This window comes from Cedecea sp. Ae19-4 (assembly GCF_059801165.1).
The window spans coordinates 942,727-959,254 of sequence record NZ_JBCHWG010000002.1; the positions used below are offsets into that span (position 1 = coordinate 942,727).

The 16,528-nt window shown below is 55.6% G+C and carries 16 protein-coding genes; 10 read left to right on the forward strand and 6 right to left on the reverse strand.

Translation table 11 applies throughout. The annotated features are described in order from the left end of the window. The first annotated feature begins 26 nt into the window (after nucleotides 1-26). Both deoD and yjjJ read left to right on the forward strand, forming a co-directional pair. Nucleotides 27-746, forward strand: coding sequence for a purine-nucleoside phosphorylase (gene deoD / locus AAIE02_RS17280; RefSeq protein ID WP_008460099.1), 720 nt, complete (start codon nucleotides 27-29; stop codon nucleotides 744-746). A gap of 150 nt (nucleotides 747-896) precedes the next feature. Beyond that, nucleotides 897-2,225: a type II toxin-antitoxin system HipA family toxin YjjJ gene (yjjJ, locus tag AAIE02_RS17285; RefSeq protein WP_498532944.1), complete on the forward strand. Its 1,329-nt coding sequence runs from the start codon at nucleotides 897-899 to the stop codon at nucleotides 2,223-2,225. Here yjjJ and lplA read toward each other — a convergent pair. Together lplA and AAIE02_RS17295 are read right to left on the reverse strand one after the other, a co-directional pair. Further along, the gene (lplA, locus tag AAIE02_RS17290) at nucleotides 2,222-3,238 is read right to left on the reverse strand and encodes a lipoate--protein ligase (protein ID WP_336982780.1); all 1,017 of its coding nucleotides are present in this window, start codon (nucleotides 3,236-3,238) and stop codon (nucleotides 2,222-2,224) included. The genes yjjJ and lplA overlap by 4 nt on opposite strands. A 74-nt stretch (nucleotides 3,239-3,312) precedes the next feature. After that, nucleotides 3,313-3,948, reverse strand: a complete 636-nt coding sequence (locus AAIE02_RS17295) for a YtjB family periplasmic protein (RefSeq protein WP_166993471.1) — start codon at nucleotides 3,946-3,948, stop codon at nucleotides 3,313-3,315. A gap of 204 nt (nucleotides 3,949-4,152) precedes the next feature. Here AAIE02_RS17295 and serB point away from each other — a divergent pair, with 204 nt between their 5' ends. The 3 genes from serB to nadR are packed head-to-tail and all read left to right on the forward strand — an operon-like array spanning nucleotide 4,153 to nucleotide 7,806. After that, on the forward strand, nucleotides 4,153-5,130 hold the full coding sequence (serB, locus tag AAIE02_RS17300; RefSeq protein WP_166876931.1) for a phosphoserine phosphatase: 978 nt from the start codon (nucleotides 4,153-4,155) through the stop codon (nucleotides 5,128-5,130). Nucleotides 5,131-5,144: 14 nt separating this feature from the next. Then, entirely contained in the window at nucleotides 5,145-6,527 is a 1,383-nt protein-coding gene (gene radA / locus AAIE02_RS17305) for a DNA repair protein RadA (RefSeq protein ID WP_008460107.1), read from the forward strand. A gap of 46 nt (nucleotides 6,528-6,573) precedes the next feature. Beyond that, nucleotides 6,574-7,806, forward strand: a complete 1,233-nt coding sequence (nadR, locus tag AAIE02_RS17310) for a multifunctional transcriptional regulator/nicotinamide-nucleotide adenylyltransferase/ribosylnicotinamide kinase NadR (RefSeq protein ID WP_008460108.1) — start codon at nucleotides 6,574-6,576, stop codon at nucleotides 7,804-7,806. A gap of 164 nt (nucleotides 7,807-7,970) precedes the next feature. On the opposite strand, the gene ettA is transcribed toward nadR, so the two are convergent. Then, nucleotides 7,971-9,638, reverse strand: a complete 1,668-nt coding sequence (gene ettA, locus AAIE02_RS17315; RefSeq protein WP_008460109.1) for an energy-dependent translational throttle protein EttA — start codon at nucleotides 9,636-9,638, stop codon at nucleotides 7,971-7,973. Between the two features lie 242 nt (nucleotides 9,639-9,880). Between ettA and sltY the strand changes: the two genes are divergently transcribed. Next, the gene (gene sltY / locus AAIE02_RS17320) at nucleotides 9,881-11,815 is read left to right on the forward strand and encodes a murein transglycosylase (RefSeq protein WP_498532945.1); all 1,935 of its coding nucleotides are present in this window, start codon (nucleotides 9,881-9,883) and stop codon (nucleotides 11,813-11,815) included. A gap of 55 nt (nucleotides 11,816-11,870) precedes the next feature. Further along, complete coding sequence (gene trpR / locus AAIE02_RS17325; RefSeq protein ID WP_008460111.1) at nucleotides 11,871-12,209, forward strand: trp operon repressor; 339 nt, start codon at nucleotides 11,871-11,873, stop codon at nucleotides 12,207-12,209. On the opposite strand, the gene yjjX is transcribed toward trpR, so the two are convergent. After that, entirely contained in the window at nucleotides 12,206-12,733 is a 528-nt protein-coding gene (gene yjjX, locus AAIE02_RS17330) for an inosine/xanthosine triphosphatase (protein WP_008460112.1), read from the reverse strand. The two genes, trpR and yjjX, sit on opposite strands and share 4 nt — an antisense overlap. 52 nt (nucleotides 12,734-12,785) lie before the next feature. Between yjjX and gpmB the strand changes: the two genes are divergently transcribed. Further along, entirely contained in the window at nucleotides 12,786-13,433 is a 648-nt protein-coding gene (gene gpmB, locus AAIE02_RS17335; RefSeq protein WP_008460113.1) for a 2,3-diphosphoglycerate-dependent phosphoglycerate mutase GpmB, read from the forward strand. Here the strand turns inward: gpmB and robA are convergent. Then, a complete protein-coding gene (gene robA, locus AAIE02_RS17340) occupies nucleotides 13,430-14,299 on the reverse strand; it encodes an MDR efflux pump AcrAB transcriptional activator RobA (RefSeq protein WP_008460114.1) in 870 nt (289 codons plus the stop codon). The genes gpmB and robA overlap by 4 nt on opposite strands. Before the next feature lie 211 nt (nucleotides 14,300-14,510). On the opposite strand from robA, the gene creA reads away from it, so the two are divergent. Continuing rightward, nucleotides 14,511-14,984 (forward strand): protein CreA, encoded by a 474-nt coding sequence (gene creA, locus AAIE02_RS17345; RefSeq protein ID WP_008460116.1) that lies wholly within the window; start codon nucleotides 14,511-14,513, stop codon nucleotides 14,982-14,984. Between the two features lie 141 nt (nucleotides 14,985-15,125). Further along, the gene (locus tag AAIE02_RS17350) at nucleotides 15,126-16,028 is read left to right on the forward strand and encodes a LysR substrate-binding domain-containing protein (RefSeq protein ID WP_166993480.1); all 903 of its coding nucleotides are present in this window, start codon (nucleotides 15,126-15,128) and stop codon (nucleotides 16,026-16,028) included. A 129-nt stretch (nucleotides 16,029-16,157) separates the two neighbouring features. On the opposite strand, the gene AAIE02_RS17355 is transcribed toward AAIE02_RS17350, so the two are convergent. Beyond that, a complete protein-coding gene (locus AAIE02_RS17355) occupies nucleotides 16,158-16,457 on the reverse strand; it encodes a CBU_0592 family membrane protein (RefSeq protein ID WP_336707731.1) in 300 nt (99 codons plus the stop codon). Nucleotides 16,458-16,528: the final 71 nt, after the last annotated feature.

A 16,528-nucleotide genomic window follows, 5' to 3' on the forward strand; every position in this document is an offset into this window, starting at 1 on the left:
TAACTTTTAAAATCAAGGAATACACAATGGCTACGCCACACATTAACGCAGAAATGGGCGATTTCGCTGACGTAGTACTGATGCCGGGTGACCCGCTGCGCGCCAAGCACATCGCGGAAACCTTCCTGGAAGACGTGCGTGAAGTGAACAACGTGCGCGGCATGCTCGGATTCACCGGGACTTACAAAGGCCGTAAGATCTCCGTTATGGGCCATGGTATGGGCATCCCATCCTGCTCCATCTACGCGAAAGAGCTAATCACCGACTTCGGCGTGAAGAAAATCATTCGCGTGGGTTCCTGCGGCGCGGTTCGTGCAGACGTTAAGCTACGCGACGTGGTGATCGGTATGGGCGCGTGTACTGACTCTAAAGTTAACCGCCTGCGCTTCAAGGATCACGACTTCGCGGCTATCGCGGACTTCGATATGGTTCGTAACGCGGTTGATGCGGCAAAAGCGCTGGGCGTTGACGCTCGCGTGGGCAACATCTTCTCTGCCGACCTGTTCTACACGCCGGATCCGTCCATGTTCGACGTGATGGAAAAATACGGCATTCTGGGTGTGGAAATGGAAGCGGCCGGGATCTACGGCGTAGCGGCTGAGTTCGGTGCAAAAGCGCTGACCATCTGCACCGTGTCTGACCACATCCGTACTCACGAGCAGACCACCGCCGCTGAGCGTCAGACTACCTTCAACGACATGATCAAAATTGCTCTGGAATCCGTCCTGCTGGGCGACAAAGAGTAAGTTTTTTTTCTCGTTTAAAGGGCGCCTTAGGGCGCCTTTTTTATGCCATTTATCTATTCATTTTATTTCTTATTTTGGGTTAATCCTCTTTACCTATCTGGCATTCAAAACTATAAATCAATTCAAGTATCTATTCATTAATCTATTCACATGAGCGAACTAGCGGACCTTCTTCTTACCGGGCCTCTTCCAGCCAGAACGCTGGCCCAACGGCTGGGTATCAGCCAGGCGACTTTCTCTCGCCGGGTAGCGCTTGAGCCTGACGTTATCAAATTCGGTTCAGCTCGTGCGACGCTGTACGGATTAAAACACCCGGTAAGGCAGCACCGCGAATTTCAGCTCTGGCAGATTGACGACGTCGGTAAAGCCTGGGTATTTGGTGTGCTTTATCCCGTGTGGCCGAAAGGCAGTTGCCTCGTTGTGCATCACAACGGCGACAGCCGCTGGTTTGACGGGTTGCCCTGGTACCTGACCGATCTCCGGCCTCAGGGGTTTTTGGGGCGGGCCTGGGGGCGTGAGTTAGCTAAAGACAGCGATTTGCCGGAAGATATTCGGTTGTGGCGAGAAGAGGATGTGCTCCTGGCGCTCTCTGTGCAGCGGCAGGAAAATCTGGGTGGCTGGCTGGTGGGCGAAGAGAGTTATTGCCTGTGGACAGAGAAAGACGTTCCCGAAGCCATTCCTCATAATGAACGCCTGAAGGTTTACGCTGAGCTTGCTCACAGGGCGATAGACGGTGAAATTGTCGGCTCATCCGCCGGAGGCGAGCAGCTTAAATTCACCTGCTACAGTGAAACGCTTCGCGGGCCACGACATGCTCTTGTGAAGTTCACCCCGGCTATGCGGAATGATAACCAGCGTCGATGGGCGGATCTACTGGCCGCTGAGGCCAGTGCTTTAACGCTGCTAAATGATGTAGGGATTGCTGCCGCACGGTGTGATCTACTTTCGACGGTTAGCGGGCAGGTCTTTCTCGAAGTTGAGCGCTTTGACTGCGTGGGCGTTTTCGGGCGGCGCAGTATTGTCTCTCTTGAAAGCGTGCAAAGTGAATATGCGGCGGGCGTGCTTAGCTGGCCTAAAGCCGTGATGCGTCTAAAAGAAGAGGGGATGGTTGAGGCCGCCACGCTTCGGCAGGTGCAGCGCATTTGGGCATTTGGCCGACTGATTGGTAACAGCGATATGCATGCCGGGAACCTCTCTTTCTTTCTCTCTGACCGTCCGCTTGAGCTCACACCGGTCTACGATATGCTGCCTATGGCCTGGGCTCCGGGCAGTTCAGGCAATATGCGAACAGGCTGCATTGAGATTAATATTGATGCCGACGTCCCCGGCGAAGTGTGGCTCGAGATGCAGCCTTGGGCGCAGCGCTACTGGCAGGAGCTTAGCCTGAATGTGATGCTGAGCGAGCCATTCCGGCAAATTGCGGCGGGAATGGCTGAGCAAGTCGAGCGGTTAAGCGAGCGGCTTCGGCGGCTCGCTTAACGAACCGCCTGAGCAATCCAGGCTGAAAGCTCTCTCAGTTCGGCTTCCTGTTCCGGGAAGCTGTAAATCAGCGTTTCGCACTCCTGCTGCAGCAAAATACTGCGGTACAGGCAGCCTTTTAACCGGGTGGCCAGCGCTTCAAGCGGGGCAGGATTCAGGCTATCGGTGAACACCTGGGCGCGGGTGATATGCCCTTTTTCGACGTCAAAATGTAGCTCAACGCCCCCCCAGGTAAATCGGTTGTCCAGCAGGTGCGTAAAGGCCGGAGCCTGGCCAAAATTCCACTCCCAGCTGCTCTGGCGGGCAAAAGTCTCGGCAAACCCTGGCAGATTGGGGAGCGCTTTCGGGGAGATATGCTCGGCTTCCACACGCTCGCCGTAGTGAGCGAAGAAAGCCTCCGTTATCGCCTCGGCTATCTGCTCGTGGGTCAGGCCTGGCTCGATGTCGCTGAGGTTGGCGACCCGGCTTCTTACGGATGTAATGCCTTTGGCCTGGAGCTTTTTCGGATCGGGATTGAGGTAGTTTGCCAGGCGGCTCAGATCGGCATTCAGCAGCAAAGTGCCGTGATGGAAGCCGCGATCCAGAGTTTCCCGGTAGGCGGAACCTGAAATCTTGCGCGTACCTTCGGCGGTTTCGACCTCAAGGTCGTTGCGCCCGGATGCGGTGGCTTCCAGCCCAAGGCTCGCCAGGGCGTTCAGTACGATAGCCGTGGAAATACTCTTGTCGTATTCGGGTTTGCCGGCCATAAAAGTGAAGCAGGTGTTGCCCAGGTCGTGGAACACCGCGCCACCGCCGCTGCTGCGCCTTGCCAGCCGAACGTTATCTTGCTCCATGCGCCCGGTATTGCACTCTTTCCACGGATTCTGGGCGCGGCCAATCACCACCGTATCTGCATTACGCCATAGAAACAGAACCCGCTGAGTGGCGGGCATCTGCCGAAAAATAGTCTCTTCAACGGCCAGGTTAAACCACGGGTCGTAAGAGTCAGAGATTAGTAAACGCAAAGTCGACATAACAAAGATCCTTTTCCCAGAAGAATGGCGTCATCTTAGCATGACGCCATCTCGGCGAATTTACTGAGGGAGCTTTACTTAGGCTCGTCTTCCTCTTTTACTTTCGTATTGGCGGTAAGCAGGAACGGTGATTGCTGCCAGCGGGTGCGCTTGCCGTGCAGCAGCGTGCGGGTCAGCACAATACCGATTGCGACGGCGAGCAGCAGCATCAGGCGCAGAATATTGGTGGTGTTGTCCACTTGCTTAGCTTCGGTGGCAAGCGTGTGGGTATCCAGGGTAATGCGCAGGTAGCCGATAGGCCCGCTTTTATCGGTGATAGGTTCGACGATTTGCTGGTTGAAGTAGCTGCCGGCTTTTTGGCCGTCCAGCGCCAGGCGATCGCGAACCTCAATGTTTTCCCCCGCGCGCGCAATTTGGTCACCTTCGCTGTCGTACACGGCGGCATCCAGAATACGGCTATCCTTAGTCAAAAGGTTAAGCACGGTGGAGATGCGTTTTTCATCCGGATTCTCAGTTTTCATGACGGGAACCAGATTAAACGCGACCTGACGGGAGAGGGTACGGGCCAGCTCTTCTAACTGAACGTTTCGCGCCTGCTGGCTGCCCCGGCTGAACCAGGACGCGCCCTGCATTAGCGCCACCAAAAGTGCGAGGCAGGACAGCACAATCACTGCGCGGTGGAGCCGAAATTTAAATTTTACCCGAACCATGATGCACCTTTGGAAAATTGCTTACTTTAATGTTGCCAGAAGCAAGGCGGACAAGGTAGCCTCATGCGTTGTTTTTACCCGGATACCCTGCATTCTTCAAAGGGCAGAAGCTCAGGCTTTACGCCAGCGCGAGGAGAAAAATCCCTTGCCATCAGCCCGCAATCCGACTGCAAAAGGGTATGTTTACTTGATTCTGGAGCCGCAATGCCAAACAGTTTGACCTGGTGCGATTTGCCTAACGATGTTTCACTTTGGCCTGGGTTGCCGCTTTCCCTGAGCGGCGACGAAGTGATGCCGCTGGACTACCGCGCTGGCCGCAGTGGCTGGCTCCTGTACGGGCGTAATCTGGACAAGCAGTGTCTGACCAAATACCAGCGCAAGCTGGGGGCGGCGATGGTGATTGTGACCGCCTGGTGCGTGGAAGATTATCAGGTTATTCGCCTGGCCGGCTCTTTAACGCCGCGCGCGACCAAGCTTGCGCATGAAGCCGGGCTGGACGTGGCGCCGCTGGGCAAAATCCCACATTTGAAAACGCCTGGTCTGCTGGTCATGGACATGGACTCCACCGCCATTCAGATCGAGTGTATCGACGAGATCGCCAAACTGGCGGGAACGGGTGAAATGGTGGCTGAAGTCACCGAACGCGCAATGCGCGGCGAGCTGGACTTTACCGCCAGCCTTCGCCAGCGTGTGGCGACCCTGAAGGGCGCGGATGCTAATATTTTACGCCAGGTTCGCGACGAGCTACCGCTGATGCCGGGGCTAAAATCTCTGGTACAAAATCTCGATACGCTGGGTTGGAAAGTGGCGATTGCCTCTGGCGGGTTTACCTTCTTCGCCGAATACCTGCGCGACACATTAAACCTGACGGCGGTGGTCGCCAACGAACTTGAAATTTGCGACGGCAAGCTGACCGGCGAAGTGCTGGGGCAGATTGTGGACGCGAAGTTCAAAGCGGTCACTTTGAAGCGCCTGGCCGAAAAATATGAAATCCCCGCCGCGCAAACCGTTGCGATTGGCGACGGGGCCAATGATTTACCGATGATCCACGCCGCTGGCCTGGGGATTGCCTATCACGCTAAGCCGAAGGTGAACGAGAAGAGCGAAGTCAGTATCCGTCATGCGGATCTGATGGGCGTGTTCTGCATCCTTTCCGGCAGCCTGATTCAGGAAGAACGTTAACAAGAGGTATAAAGGTGGCGAAAGCTCCAAAACGCGCATTTGTTTGTAACGAGTGTGGTGCGGATTACCCGCGCTGGCAGGGGCAGTGCAGCGCCTGTCACGCGTGGAATACCATTACCGAAGTGCGCATCGCCGCTTCTCCGCAGGTTGCCCGCAACGAGCGCCTCTCCGGCTATGCCGGGAGCGCGGGCGTCAGCCGCGTACAAAAGCTTTCGGACATCAGCCTGGAAGAACTGCCGCGCTTCTCCACCGGTTTTAAAGAATTTGACCGGGTGCTGGGCGGCGGCGTAGTGCCCGGCAGCGCCATTCTGATCGGCGGTAACCCTGGCGCAGGGAAGTCAACGCTGCTGCTGCAAACGCTCTGCAAGCTGAGCGAGCAAATGAAAACCCTGTACGTCACTGGCGAAGAGTCGCTTCAGCAAGTGGCGATGCGCGCGCATCGGTTAGGCCTGCCGACGCAAAACCTCAATATGCTGTCGGAAACCAGCATCGAACAGATCTGTATGATCGCTGAGGAAGAGCAGCCGAAGCTGATGGTGATCGACTCGATCCAGGTCATGCACATGGCGGACGTGCAGTCTTCGCCGGGCAGCGTGGCCCAGGTGCGTGAAACTGCGGCCTACCTGACGCGTTTTGCGAAGACGAAAGGCGTGGCGATCGTGATGGTCGGGCATGTCACGAAAGACGGTTCTCTTGCGGGGCCAAAAGTCCTCGAACACTGTATCGACTGTTCAGTCATGCTAGATGGCGACGCCGATTCCCGCTTCCGTACCCTGCGCAGCCATAAAAACCGCTTTGGGGCGGTGAACGAGCTGGGCGTGTTCGCGATGACCGAGCAGGGGCTGCGTGAAGTCAGCAACCCGTCGGCCATTTTCCTTAGCCGGGGCGATGAAGTGACGCCGGGCAGTTCGGTGATGGTGGTTTGGGAAGGAACTCGTCCGCTGCTGGTTGAGATTCAGGCGCTGGTGGATCAGTCGATGATGTCCAACCCTCGCCGCGTGGCCGTTGGCCTGGAGCAAAACCGCCTGGCGATTCTGCTGGCCGTACTCCACCGTCACGGCGGCCTGCAAATGGCCGATCAGGACGTGTTTGTGAACGTGGTGGGCGGCGTAAAGGTTACCGAAACCAGCGCCGACCTGGCGCTGCTGCTGGCGATGGTTTCCAGCCTGCGCGACAGAGCCTTGCCGCAGGATTTAGTCGTATTTGGGGAAGTCGGGCTGGCGGGTGAAATCCGCCCGGTACCCAGCGGCCAGGAGCGTATTTCCGAAGCGGCGAAACACGGCTTTAAGCGCGCAATTGTGCCCCAGGCCAACGTACCGAAAAAAATTCCTGAAGGGATGCAGGTCTTCGGCGTGAAAAAACTTGCTGATGCGCTTTCTGTATTCGACGACTTATAATTGAGTAACTTGCGGGAACCGTTCCCGCTCCGGCAGGAGGCAGCGCGTGTCGTCATTCGACTATATTAAAACGGCTATTCGTCAGCAGGGCTGTACTTTACAGCAGGTGGCGGATGCCAGCGGCATGACTAAAGGCTACCTGAGCCAGTTACTGAACGCGAAAATCAAAAGCCCCAGCGCGCAAAAACTGGAGGCGTTGCACCGCTTCCTTGGGCTGGAATTCCCGCGTCGCGAAAAGAAAGTCGGCGTGGTGTTCGGTAAGTTTTATCCGCTACATACCGGGCATATCTACTTGATCCAGCGCGCCTGTAGCCAGGTGGACGAGCTGCATATCATCATGGGCTATGATGAGCCCCGCGACCGCGCGCTGTTTGACGATAGCGCGATGTCCCAGCAGCCAACCACCGGTGACCGCCTGCGCTGGCTGCTGCAAACTTTTAAATATCAGAAGAATATCCGCATTCACTCCTTTAACGAGGAGGGAATGGAGCCTTATCCCCACGGCTGGGACGTCTGGAGCCGGGGGATTAAAGCGTTTATGGACAGCAAAGGTATTTCGCCAGACCGGATCTATACCTCGGAAGAAGGGGACGCCGCGAAGTTTACCGAACACCTCGGGATCGAAACGGTGGTGGTCGATCCAAAGCGAACCTTTATGAACATCAGCGGCACACAAATCCGTGAAAACCCGTTCCGCTACTGGGAATACATTCCTACTGAAGTAAAACCGTTCTTTGTGCGCACGGTGGCGATACTTGGCGGCGAGTCGAGCGGGAAGTCGTGGATGGTGAACAAGCTTGCCAACATCTTCAATACCACCAGCGCCTGGGAATACGGGCGGGATTACGTTTTCTCGCACCTGGGCGGTGACGAAATGGCGCTGCAATATTCCGACTACGACAAAATTGCCATCGGCCATGCGCAGTACGTCGATTTTGCGGTGAAGTACGCCAATAAAGTGGCGTTTATCGACACCGACTTTGTGACCACTCAGGCCTTCTGCAAGAAGTATGAAGGCCGCGAGCACCCGTTTGTACAGGCGCTGATCGACGAGTACCGCTTTGATCTGGTTATCCTGCTGGAAAATAATACGCCGTGGGTGGCTGACGGTTTACGCAGCCTCGGCAGCGATGTGGACAGAAAATCGTTCCAGAACCTGCTGGTGGAGATGCTCAAAGAGAACAACATCGAGTTTATTCACGTCGAAGAGTCCGACTATGACTCGCGCTTCCTGCGCTGTGTGGATCTGGTGAAAGAGATGATGGGCGAGCAGCGGTAAAGCGTACGCTGGCCCTCACTCTAACCCTCTCCCAGAGGGAGAGGGAATAAACACTATTATGTGTCGTTTTTCTCCCTCGCCCTCTGGGAGAGGGCCGGGGTGAGGGGAAAAGTACTACGGGTGAACTCGCCATAAAAAAGGCACCGTGAAGGTGCCTTTTGCATTTACTTGGTTACGCGCTTGTACTTGATGCGTTTTGGCTCCAGGGCATCTGAGCCGAGGGTACGCTTCTTGTACTCTTCGTATTCGGTGAAGTTCCCTTCGAAGAATTCGACTTTACCTTCATCCTGGTAATCCAGAATGTGGGTAGCGATGCGGTCCAGGAACCAGCGGTCGTGCGAGATAACCATCGCGCAGCCCGGGAACTCCAGCAGGGCGTTTTCCAGCGCTCGCAGGGTTTCGATATCCAGGTCGTTGGTTGGTTCATCGAGCAGCAGAACGTTACCGCCAACCTGCAGCAGCTTCGCCAGGTGCAGACGACCGCGCTCACCGCCGGACAGCTCGCCCACGCGTTTGCCCTGGTCGACGCCTTTGAAGTTAAAGCGGCCAACGTAGGCGCGGCTTGGCATCTCGGTGTTGCCGATACGCATAATATCCTGGCCGCCGGAGACTTCTTCCCAGACGGTTTTGCTGTTGTCCATGGCGTCACGGAACTGGTCAACGGAAGCCAGTTTCACGGTCTCACCGAGGGTGATAGAGCCGCTGTCAGGCTGTTCCTGACCGGACATCATGCGGAACAGGGTAGATTTACCCGCGCCGTTCGGACCGATGATGCCGACGATGGCGCCTTTCGGTACGGAGAAGCTCAGATCGTCAATCAGCAGGCGGTCGCCGTAAGATTTACGCAGGTTGTTAACTTCCACCACTTTATCCCCCAGACGTGCGCCAGGTGGAATAAACAGTTCGTTGGTTTCGTTACGTTTCTGGTATTCGGTGTTATTCAGCTCTTCGAAGCGTGCCAGACGGGCTTTGCCCTTAGACTGACGGCCTTTAGCGCCCTGACGAACCCACTCCAGCTCTTTCTCAATAGATTTACGGCGAGCCGCTTCCGTTGAGGCTTCCTGCGCCAGGCGCTGATCTTTCTGCTCCAGCCAGGAGGAGTAGTTACCTTCCCATGGAATACCTTCCCCACGGTCAAGCTCGAGGATCCAGCCGGCGACGTTGTCGAGGAAGTAACGGTCGTGGGTGATCGCCACCACGGTGCCCTCGAAGTCGTGCAGGAAGCGTTCCAGCCATGCCACGGATTCTGCATCCAGGTGGTTGGTTGGTTCGTCGAGCAACAGCATGTCTGGTTTTTCCAGCAGCAGGCGGCAAAGCGCAACGCGGCGGCGTTCACCCCCGGACAGCTTCTCGATTTTTGCATCCCAGTCCGGCAGGCGCAGGGCATCGGCGGCGCGCTCCAGCTGCACGTTCAGGTTATGACCGTCGTGCGCCTGGATGATTTCTTCATACTTGCCTTGCTGCGCGGCCAGCTTATCGAAGTCCGCGTCCGGCTCGGCGTATTTGGCGTAGACTTCGTCCAGGCCTTTCAGCGCGTTAACCACTTCGGAAACCGCTTCTTCTACGGACTCACGTACGGTGTGTTCCGGGTTCAGCTTAGGTTCCTGCGGCAGGTAGCCGATCTTGATGCCTGGCTGTGGACGGGCTTCGCCTTCGATATCGGTATCGATGCCGGCCATGATGCGCAGCAGGGTGGATTTACCGGCACCGTTCAGACCCAGTACGCCGATTTTGGCGCCAGGGAAGAAGCTGAGCGAAATATTTTTCAGAATATGTCGTTTCGGCGGGACAACTTTGCCGACACGATGCATGGTATAAACGAATTGAGCCACAGTGCGACTTTGCCTCTTTTATCGTGATGTAAGATGGTACTTAACAAAGGCGAAGTGTAGCCGTTTTCACGGTCTAATCCCAGCGGGGTATCGTGCTTCTGCCGCGCAGGGCGCCTTTATACGCTTCATGACCAAAATATCCCTTCCGGACGTGGCGTATTGCGTCTCCCCTGGTTAGCATGAATGCATTCGCTTATTGCAGCGCAGGCATGATGCCGTCAGGAAAATAATGAGGAGAAGGTGTGGTAAAAGCCAAACAAGTCGTATGGCAGTTGCTTGCCGCGGGCGTTAGCCTGGTGATGTTAAACGGTGCGGTACGTGCAGATTCTCTCGATGAGCAGCGCAACCGCTACGCGCAAATTAAACAGGCCTGGGATAACAAGCAAATGGACGTGGTGCAGCAGCTCATGCCCACGCTGCAGACCTATCCCCTTTATCCTTATCTTGAATACCGCCAGCTCACCGATGACCTGATGAATGAGCCGACCGTGGCGGTGGCCCAATTTATCCAGGCGAACCCAACTTTGCCTCCGGCGCGAACCTTAAGCTCCCGCTTTGTTAACGAGCTGGCAAGGCGGCAGGACTGGCAAGGTTTGCTGGCCTTTAGCCCCGAGCCGCCTGCCACTAACGAAGCAAAATGTAATTACTACTTTGCCAAATGGAATACCGGGCAAGCGGATGCCGCCTGGGCCGGTGCGAAAGAACTTTGGCTGACGGGAAAGAGCCAGCCATCAAGCTGTGATGCGCTGTTTTCGGCGTGGCGAGCTTCCGGCACGCAGGATCCGCTGGCTTACCTTGAGCGAATTCGCCTGGCGATGAAAGAGGGGAATACCTCGCTGGTGAACGCGCTGGCGAACCAGATGCCAGCGGAATATCAGACTATCTCCAGCGCCCTGGTCAGCCTGCAAAATAATCCTGGCACGGTGCTGACCTTCGCTAATACGGTGGGGGCGACGGATTTCACTCGTCAGGCGGCCGCTATCGCCTTTGCAAGCGTTGCCCGTCAGGATGTAGAGAATGCTCGCCTGATGATCCCGTCCCTGGCTCAGGCACAGAAATTGACCGAGGAGCAGGTGCAGGAATTGCGTGACGTTGTGGCCTGGCGATTGATGGGCAGCGACGTAACGGATGAACAGGCTCGCTGGCGGGATGACGCCATTATGCGTTCCCAGTCCACCTCGTTGATTGAGCGGCGCGTGCGCATGGCGCTGGGTGCGGGCGATCGCACAGGCCTGAATACCTGGCTGGCGCGTTTGCCAATGGAAGCCAAAGAGAAAGACGAATGGCGCTACTGGCAGGCTGATTTACTGCTGGAGCGGGGACGTGAAGACGAAGCGAAAGGTATTCTTCGTGCCCTGATGCAGCAGCGTGGTTTCTACCCGATGGTTGCCGCCCAGCGGCTTGGGGAGGAATACCCCCTGCGCGTGGATAAAGCCGAGCCTGTTAATCCTGCGCTGGTGCAGGGGCCTGAAATGGCCCGCGTCCGCGAGCTGATGTACTGGAATATGGACAACACCGCGCGGAGCGAATGGGCAAATCTGGTCACCAGCCGCAGCAAGCAGGAGCAGGCCGGGCTGGCGCGCTATGCTTTTGAGCAGGACTGGTGGGATCTCAGCGTGCAGGCAACCATTGCCGGCAAGCTATGGGACAACCTCGAAGAGCGCTTCCCGCTGGCTTATAAAGACACCTTTGCCCGCTACGTTAGCGGCAAAACTGTGCCACAAAGTTATGCCATGGCGATTGCCCGCCAGGAAAGTGCCTGGAACCCGAAAGTGCGTTCCCCGGTGGGGGCAAGCGGCCTGATGCAGATCATGCCGGGCACCGCCACCCATACGGTGAAGATGTTCAGTATTCCAGGCTACAGCAGCTCGGTGCAGCTTCTGGATCCTGACACCAACATCAATATTGGCACTAGCTACCTGCAGTATGTGTTCCAGCAGTTTGAGAACAACCGTATCTTTGCTTCCGCCGCCTATAACGCAGGGCCGGGGCGCGTGCGGACCTGGCTGGGTAACAGCGCAGGGCGGATTGACGCCATCGCATTCGTGGAAAGCATTCCGTTCTCTGAGACGCGTGGCTATGTGAAAAACGTGCTGGCCTACGATGCCTATTACCGCCATTTCATGGGGCAGCCGGACAAGATTCTGTCTGACAGCGAGTGGCAGCGGCGTTACTGATTGCGCAGAGAGTATGTTATGCTGCCGTACTAGTTAAAGAGTATGGTGGCCTGACATGACTCAGCTCTCTCAGTATTCGGCGGAACAGGCCGAGCAAAGTAATAAAGAGTGGCTCCGCTTTGTGGGGCTGTTACAGCAAGCTTTTGGGCAGGAGCTTCACATGCCTCTGCTGACGCTGCTGTTGACGCCGGATGAGCGTACGGCGTTAGGCACGCGAGTACGCATCATCGAAGAGTTGTTGCGCGGTGAGCTTAGCCAGCGTGAGCTGAAGAATGAACTGGGCGCGGGGATTGCAACCATCACCCGCGGCTCTAACAGCCTGAAAGCTGCGCCGACGGAGCTACGGGCGTGGCTGGAAAAAGAGCTGCTGCAGGGTGGCAGCTCAAACCGCTAAATATTTTCCCGGCAGTAAATTTCGTTATGAAATGGACTTAGCGCCAGAATCACCGCCTGATGGTAAACGCTACTACGCGTGAGCTTTCCGGCGGTGAACACCCCAATCGCTCCCTCTTTACGCCCAATCTCATTGATACCCGTATAGTCGGACATCACCGGCCCCAGAGCGTGGCCTGCGCTGACTTTTTGCAGAATGATGTCTGGCAGCGGCAGGGTCGCCGAACGGGCTTCGCCGCGCTGCTGCCGATTCTCGATCACCACCCAACTGAAGGTACTCCCTTCGTCGATACCGGCCTCAATAGCGACCCAAAAGTCGGCATCTGGTCTGATCTCCCGGGCATTCGCTACTCTGCATCGTGCGCCAGTTCGCGTTTCCTGACTACCAAAGGGCTGCTCCGGCACGCCACTATCGACGACCACGGGCTCAATATGGCAGGATCCTTCGCCATAAATCTCGCTAAACGCCTGCAGAATCGCCTGAATTTTGGCGGGATTGGTTGTTGCAGCTACGACATGGTTCATAATAAGTCAGAACTCTCGATATTTCGTGACCGGAGTATAACGGAAAAAACGCATGTTACAGGTATACCTTGTTCGTCATGGCGAAACGCAGTGGAATGCTGAGCGCCGCATTCAGGGGCAGTCAGACAGCGCGCTGACTGAAAACGGAGAACGTCAGGCCTGGCAAGTGGCCGAACGAGCCAGAGCCCTTGGCATCACCCACATTATCAGCAGCGATTTAGGCCGTACTCGCCGCACCGCAGAGATCATCGCCGAAGCCTGCGGCTGCGAGATTATCCTGGATTCCCGCCTGCGTGAGCTCAATATGGGCGTGCTTGAACGCCGCAAAATGGACTCGCTAACCGAAGAGGAAGAGGGCTGGCGGCGGCGCTTAGTTGACGGCACGCCGGACGGGCGTATTCCCGAAGGCGAAAGCATGCTGGAACTGAGTAACCGCATGCACGAAGCCCTGAACGCCTGCCGGGAGCTGCCGGCCGGAAGCCGGCCGCTGCTGGTGAGTCACGGTATGGCGCTGGGCGGACTGGTGAGTACGATTCTTGGCTTACCGGCATGGGCGGAACGTCGACTGCGTCTGCGCAACTGCTCGATTTCCCGCGTGGATTATCAGCACAGCCCGTGGCTGGCGTCTGGATGGGTGGTTGAAACAGCAGGAGACATCTCGCACCTTGATGCCCCTGCTCTGGATGAAATCCAGCGTTAACGGCGAACCGGGATCAGGTATTCACAGCGGATATGCATCGGCACATCCTGATCCCGCGTTTCATCCTGAGGATAGAAACGTTCGATGTCCTGACCTTTACGGCGCGTCAGGTTGAGTGATGGCATGCAGGTGCCATAAACCGTCAGGATAAAGTCCTGCAGCCCGGTGCCCAGCCCTTCGTAGTTAAATTGAACATAATCCCCCCCTTCCAGCACCACCGGATGTGAATCCGGCAGGAAACCATTCGCCAGCTCAGGCGTGAGCGCCGTGGTGTAGAAGACTTCCTGCTCGTCGTCTTTTTCCGAGCTTGGGCGAGGCTCATGCAGGCCGTATAACACCCGCGGGATGGTCGGTGAGTTGCCGAGGAACTGCGTCCAGAACTGGATGCGCATCTCATTACGGAAGTCGGAGATTTGCTCCAGCGTGCAGCTGTAGCTTTGCGTGACCCCAACCAGATGCGTTTCCGGCATCGTGATGAAGTGGGCCTGCGGCGGCGTAAACTCGCCGAGACGCAGCGGCGGGCGCATACCGAAGGCGCTCCAGTCAGGAGAACGACGGTAGAGTGCCGGCGTTTGAGCAAACTGCTTTTTAAAGGCACGAGTAAACGTCTGCTGCGAGTCAAAGCGGTACTGAAGCGCAATATCGAGAATAGGGCGCGCAGTCAGGCGCAGAGCAACGGCGGATTTGGAGAGTCGGCGGGCGCGAATATAGGCACCAATAGCGTGCCCGGTAACCTCTTTAAACATCCGTTGTAAATGCCACTTGGAATAACCTGCTTTTGCCGCCACATTATCAAGGGCGAGAGGCTGGTCGAGGTGGCCCTCCAGCCAGCTAAGAAGATCGCGAATGATCCCAGCCTGATCCATAAAATATCCTCATCCATACAAGCGAATGCCTGTTTACTAAGGTAGCGGATAATAGCATTTTTGTAGTTTATGCATTCACCGTTTTTATTTAACAAGTTGTGCCAAATTTGCCGATTATGGAGGCAGGTTTTGCTAATAATGTGATATTCAACGGTTTTTTGTCCAATTGTTGAATAGTCCCGTAGGGTAATTTTTATACAATGGTAACAATATGAAATATAAAGCTTTAGCACTTTGCAGTGCGCTTCTGGCCGTAAGCTACGGTGCGAGCGCGGAGCAGATCGGATCGGTGGACACCGTGTTTAAAGTCTTTGGTCCCGACCACAAGATTGTCGTCGAGGCGTTTGACGATCCTGATGTGAAGAATGTGACCTGTTATATCAGCCGCGCAAAAACCGGGGGTATCAAGGGCGGCCTCGGATTAGCTGAAGACACGTCTGATGCGGCCATTTCCTGCCAGCAGGTAGGCCCGGTTGAGCTCAGCGATAAGATAAAAGCGGGTAAAGCGCAGGGCGATGTAGTGTTCCAGAAGCGAACTTCGCTGGTGTTTAAAAAGCTGCAGGTGGTGCGTTTCTATGATGCGAAGCGCAATGCGCTGGCCTACCTTGCCTACTCTGATCGGGTCGTAGAAGGCTCTCCTAAGAACGCCATCAGCGCGGTACCGATTATTCCGTGGAGTAAATAATCTGTGCACTGGCGCTGAGCGGATGCATTCACGCATGGCCGCATGAGAAGCCTGATGTATTTCTAATGCATCAGGCTTGTCAGTTCTTACCTTCCTTATTAGTGTGTTATGACCGTGCCGTTGCCTTCTAAGGCTTCTTTGATGCAGATCGAGCCTCTACCGCCCCTGAATACCCTTATCGCCTTCGAATGCGTGGCCCGCTATGGCAACATTTCTCGTGCGGCGGAGGAGTTAAACCTGACGCAAAGCGCGACCAGCCGGCAAATTCTGCAGCTGGAAGAGATGCTCGGCTGCAAGCTCTTTACCCGAACCCAGCGGCGAGTGCTGCTCACGCCACGCGGTGAAGCTTATGCCGAGCGGGTGAGGCAGCAGCTGGCGGCGCTGTCGCATGCCACGGCAGAAGTGATGGGCTGGACCGGGTTGCCACAGGTCACTATCGCCTGTACCAGCGCTATGAGTTCGCTGTGGCTGTCATCCCGGCTTTCTGCCCTGCATCGTGAGCTGCCAGATTTGCAGATTCGCATGAAAATTACCGACAACTTCTCGGAGCTGCGCTCATCGGAATTTGATTTGGCTATTTTTTACCTGCGAAGCGTGCCCGTCGGTTTTCACGCCACGCCGCTCTTCGATGAAGTCTGTTACCCCATGTGCTCCCCGGCTTTTCTGTCCCGCATTGGTTCAGACGCACCGGCGGAAGCGCTGCTGCAGCACACGCTGCTGATTCAGGACGATCCCCAGCGGGAGTGGACCGGGTGGAGCGACTGGTTTGCTTCGCAAAATGTTTTGAGCTTTGTGCCAGGGCAAACCTGGCGAGCCAATAACTATCCGTTTTTGGTGGAGACGGCGGTGCGCGGCGACGGGATATTACTCGGCTGGGAAGGGCTGGTGCAGGATTATCTTAACCGGGGCGAGCTTGTCGCGGCGCACCCTGGCAAGCTGGCCGCCGCCAGTAAATGTTTCCTGCTTATCCCCCAGGATCGCTACATGAAGCCGATTGTTCGCCATGTGATGAGCTGGCTGCAGCGCCAACCTTTGGCGGAATAAGCAGAAAATAGATGTAAATCACAAAAGACGATTATTTTAATATTTTGGTCATCAATAAATTATCTGCTTATTTTATTAGCCATAACGTTTTCTTATACAATACGACGGGAAATAAGTGATGAATCACATTTAATCCTTTGGTTTATTTATCGTCTCTAAATCCAAAGGCACTATTTTATTTTTCATCTCTGCGCGTCGACGATAAGAAGTATGCATACCTACAAGTGTGAAAACCAGCCACATCGACTGCGATATTACCGACGCTAAATTAAAATCATGGCTAAGAGAATACAGCCCGCCCACGCAGCCTGCGATGTTGAGTACGGCATAACCATTTGAATCTATTGATAGTCTTCGTATTTGGACCAGGGCGTATGCCAGCAGGTAACAAAACACGCCAATTAAACCTACAAGGGTATGCAGTTCCACTTTTTCTTTCCTGATGTGACTCCGTGAACGGGAAATTATCTTTTTTGCCGTGGTTCTGCCGTGCATTTTTT

What these genes read in the sequence shown, in the direction of transcription:
- deoD (WP_008460099.1), top strand. Translation starts at nt 27, where the DNA reads ATGGCTACGCCACACATTAACGCAGAAATGGGCGATTTCGCTGACGTA.
- yjjJ (WP_498532944.1), top strand. Translation starts at nt 897, where the DNA reads ATGAGCGAACTAGCGGACCTTCTTCTTACCGGGCCTCTTCCAGCCAGA.
- lplA (WP_336982780.1), bottom strand. Translation starts at nt 3,238, where the DNA reads ATGTCGACTTTGCGTTTACTAATCTCTGACTCTTACGACCCGTGGTTT.
- AAIE02_RS17295 (WP_166993471.1), bottom strand. Translation starts at nt 3,948, where the DNA reads ATGGTTCGGGTAAAATTTAAATTTCGGCTCCACCGCGCAGTGATTGTG.
- serB (WP_166876931.1), top strand. Translation starts at nt 4,153, where the DNA reads ATGCCAAACAGTTTGACCTGGTGCGATTTGCCTAACGATGTTTCACTT.
- trpR (WP_008460111.1), top strand. Translation starts at nt 11,871, where the DNA reads ATGACTCAGCTCTCTCAGTATTCGGCGGAACAGGCCGAGCAAAGTAAT.
- yjjX (WP_008460112.1), bottom strand. Translation starts at nt 12,733, where the DNA reads ATGAACCATGTCGTAGCTGCAACAACCAATCCCGCCAAAATTCAGGCG.
- gpmB (WP_008460113.1), top strand. Translation starts at nt 12,786, where the DNA reads ATGTTACAGGTATACCTTGTTCGTCATGGCGAAACGCAGTGGAATGCT.
- robA (WP_008460114.1), bottom strand. Translation starts at nt 14,299, where the DNA reads ATGGATCAGGCTGGGATCATTCGCGATCTTCTTAGCTGGCTGGAGGGC.
- creA (WP_008460116.1), top strand. Translation starts at nt 14,511, where the DNA reads ATGAAATATAAAGCTTTAGCACTTTGCAGTGCGCTTCTGGCCGTAAGC.
- AAIE02_RS17350 (WP_166993480.1), top strand. Translation starts at nt 15,126, where the DNA reads ATGCAGATCGAGCCTCTACCGCCCCTGAATACCCTTATCGCCTTCGAA.